The 3,031-nt window shown below is 72.1% G+C and carries 3 protein-coding genes and 1 tRNA gene; 3 read left to right on the top strand and 1 reads right to left on the bottom strand.

What is annotated here, in order from left to right; all coding sequences use genetic code 11:
- Positions 1-44: 44 nt before the first annotated feature.
- A tRNA-Thr gene (locus tag ABD308_RS30155) sits at positions 45-118 on the bottom strand.
- Positions 119-404: 286 nt separating this feature from the next.
- Here ABD308_RS30155 and ABD308_RS30160 point away from each other — a divergent pair.
- From ABD308_RS30160 to ABD308_RS30170, 3 genes are all read left to right on the top strand, one after another.
- Complete coding sequence (locus ABD308_RS30160; protein WP_344341842.1) at positions 405-1,496, top strand: ABC transporter ATP-binding protein; 1,092 nt, start codon at positions 405-407, stop codon at positions 1,494-1,496.
- Positions 1,497-1,689: 193 nt separating this feature from the next.
- Positions 1,690-2,133, top strand: a complete 444-nt coding sequence (locus ABD308_RS30165; protein ID WP_344341845.1) for a hypothetical protein — start codon at positions 1,690-1,692, stop codon at positions 2,131-2,133.
- Positions 2,134-2,200: 67 nt separating this feature from the next.
- On the top strand, positions 2,201-2,980 hold the full coding sequence (locus ABD308_RS30170; protein ID WP_344341848.1) for a nucleotidyltransferase family protein: 780 nt from the start codon (positions 2,201-2,203) through the stop codon (positions 2,978-2,980).
- Positions 2,981-3,031 lie beyond the last annotated feature (51 nt).

Genomic DNA, 3,031 nt, shown 5'->3' on the forward strand with positions numbered 1-3,031 from the left:
CCCCCCGGCTGCATGCCGGGGGGCCTTCGTGGCGGGACCTGCGGAGCCCCCTGTCGGATTCGAACCGACGACCTACGCTTTACAAGAGCGGTGCTCTGGCCAGCTGAGCTAAGGAGGCATGGTGACCGTCCGCGACGAGGTCACGGCGGCACCGGGGGCAGTCTACCGGGCGGGGCGAGGGCGGTGGGGGGATATCCGGGGGGTGGACGGGTGGGACGGGCGTGATGGAACCGATGCCTAAATCGGGGCGGCCGGGGGCTGACAAGCGGCGGACGCGCAGGTAGCGTCGCCGGGAGTCGGTTCGCGCAGTGGTTCAGACCACTGGGGCGGGCCGGTGGAAGCGGTACCACCCACCTTTACTCGGATCGTCCGGCACGTTCCTGCCGGTGGAGGAGAGCACAGCCATGGCTTCTGTGACGTACGACAAGGCGACCCGTGTCTACCCCGGGGCGACCAAGCCCTCGGTGGACTCGCTGGACCTGGAGATCGCCGACGGCGAGTTCCTCGTCCTGGTCGGTCCCTCCGGCTGCGGCAAGTCGACCAGCCTCCGCATGCTGGCCGGCCTGGAGGACGTCAACGGCGGCGCCATCCGGATCGGCGACCGCGACGTGACCCACCTGCCGCCGAAGGACCGGGACATCGCGATGGTGTTCCAGAACTACGCGCTGTACCCGCACATGACCGTCGCGGAGAACATGGGCTTCGCGCTCAAGATCGCCGGCGTCAACAAGACCGAGATCCGCACCAAGGTCGAGGAGGCCGCCAAGATCCTCGACCTGACGGACTACCTGGACCGCAAGCCGAAGGCGCTCTCCGGCGGTCAGCGCCAGCGCGTCGCGATGGGCCGCGCGATCGTCCGCGAGCCGCAGGTCTTCCTGATGGACGAGCCGCTGTCCAACCTGGACGCCAAGCTCCGCGTCTCGACCCGCACCCAGATCGCCGGCCTGCAGCGCCGCCTGGGCATCACCACGGTCTACGTCACCCACGACCAGACCGAGGCGCTCACCATGGGCGACCGGGTCGCGGTGCTCAAGGCCGGCATCCTGCAGCAGGTCGACACTCCGCGCAACATGTACGACAAGCCCGCCAACCTCTTCGTGGCCGGCTTCATCGGCTCGCCCGCGATGAACCTGGTCGAGGTGCCGCTGGTCGACGGCGGCGTGAAGTTCGGCGGCTCGGTCGTCAACATCTCGCGCGAGGACCTGTCCGGCGCCGGCACCGACAAGACCGTGACCGTCGGTGTCCGCCCGGAGCACTTCGAGATCGTCCCGGGCGGCGGCATCGAGGGCGTGGCCGTCACCGTCAACGTGGTCGAGGAGCTCGGCTCCGACGGCTTCGTGTACGGCACCACCAAGATCGGCGGCGAGGACAAGGAGCTGGTCGTCCGCGTGCACGGCCGCCAGATCCCGGCCCGCGGCGAGACCATCCACGTGGTGCCGATCGCCAACGAGACCCACGTGTTCTCCACCAGCACCGGCGCCCGCCTCTCCAACTGATCCCTCCCGAGGCACCCCGGCCCACCGCGGAGCCCCGTCGGACCGTCATCCGGTACGACGGGGCTCCCGCCGTTCACGGCCACTCCGACGGGTGACGGGCGTCAACACGGTGCCGGGACGAACCGGGACATCGTGTCACTCAATGGTGTAACGGAGGGCGAGGAAGGCCCTACACACCGCTACGCTCCTGGGCGTGAAGCAGCTAGTTCGCCGCATCGGCCAGACCATCGCCCTCGCCCTGCCCGTCGTCCTGGTGACCACCGGCACCCTCGCCGTGACCAGGGTGCCGTGGGCCCCGCCGACCTCGCTGCACCAGCAGGTGGTGGCGGCGTCCAGCGGGGACGGCGCCGGGATCGGCCGGACGGCGGGCACCGGGCCGAGCCAGGACGGGCTCGCCCCGCAGGACGCGCTGCGCGTCACGCTCCTGGACGAGCTGCGCGCCCACAACCCGGGCAGCGCGCTCGACCTGCTGGAGCGCTCGATGCGCGAGCAGCCCGCGCTCACGCCGTACTGCACCTCGCTCGCCACCGAGCTGGGCAAGGCCGCGGTGCGCAAGTACCAGGGCGACGTCCAGCGGGCCCGCTCCTTCGCCCGCCCGGTCTGCGACGGCTCGTTCGCCGCCGGCGCGGCGAGCTGACCGAACAGGTCTGGCAGGCCCGGGCCGACCGGACGGGCCCCGCGGCGGGTGCGCCTATTGTTCAGCCATGACCGCTGATTCCGGCCCCACGGCCACTCCCCCGCACGTCCCCGCCCCCGGCCCGGTGCCGGTGACGCAGGCCGTCATCCTGGCCGGCGGCCAGGGCTCCCGGCTGCGCCCCTACACGGACGACCGCCCCAAGCCGCTGGTCGAGATCCCCGGCACGGGCACCCCGATCCTGGGCCACCAGCTGGCCTGGCTCGCCGCCGAGGGCGTCACCGACGTGGTCATCTCCTGCGGCCACCTCGCGGACGTGCTGGAGGACTGGCTCGACAAGGCCGACCTGCCGCTGCGGGTCCGCACGGTGGTCGAGGCCGAGCCGCTCGGCCGCGGCGGCGGGCTCAAGTACGCCGCCAAGGCGCTGCCCCGCCCCGACGAGCCCTGGTACGCCACCAACGGCGACATCTGGACCAGGTTCAGCCTGCGCGACATGGCCGCCTTCCACCACGAGCGGGACGCCGTCGCCACCCTCGCGCTGGCCCGTCCGCGGATCCCGTGGGGCGCCGTGGAGACCGACCAGTTCGGCAACGTGCTGGACTTCATCGAGGCCCCGCCGTCGCCGTTCCTCATCAACGCCGGCCTCTACGTGTTCAGCCCGGAGTTCGCCGAGCTGCTGCCGGACGTCGGCGACCACGAGCGGACCACCTTCCCGCAGCTGGCCCGCGGCAAGCGGCTGGCCGGCTACCAGCTGCCGCAGGGCGTCTACTGGCGGGCCATCGACACCGCGAAGGACCTCACCGAGGCCGCCAAGGAACTCGCCTCGGGCGCCGGCCGCGCCCCGCGCTGACCGGGTCCGCGGCCACGCGATCGGCCGGGTGCTCCCCCACGGAGCACCCGG

Source organism: Kitasatospora putterlickiae, from assembly GCF_039527695.1.
GTDB classification, from domain to species: Bacteria; Actinomycetota; Actinomycetes; order Streptomycetales; family Streptomycetaceae; genus Kitasatospora; species Kitasatospora putterlickiae.

What these genes read in the sequence shown, in the direction of transcription:
- ABD308_RS30160 (WP_344341842.1), top strand. Translation starts at nt 405, where the DNA reads ATGGCTTCTGTGACGTACGACAAGGCGACCCGTGTCTACCCCGGGGCG.
- ABD308_RS30170 (WP_344341848.1), top strand. Translation starts at nt 2,201, where the DNA reads ATGACCGCTGATTCCGGCCCCACGGCCACTCCCCCGCACGTCCCCGCC.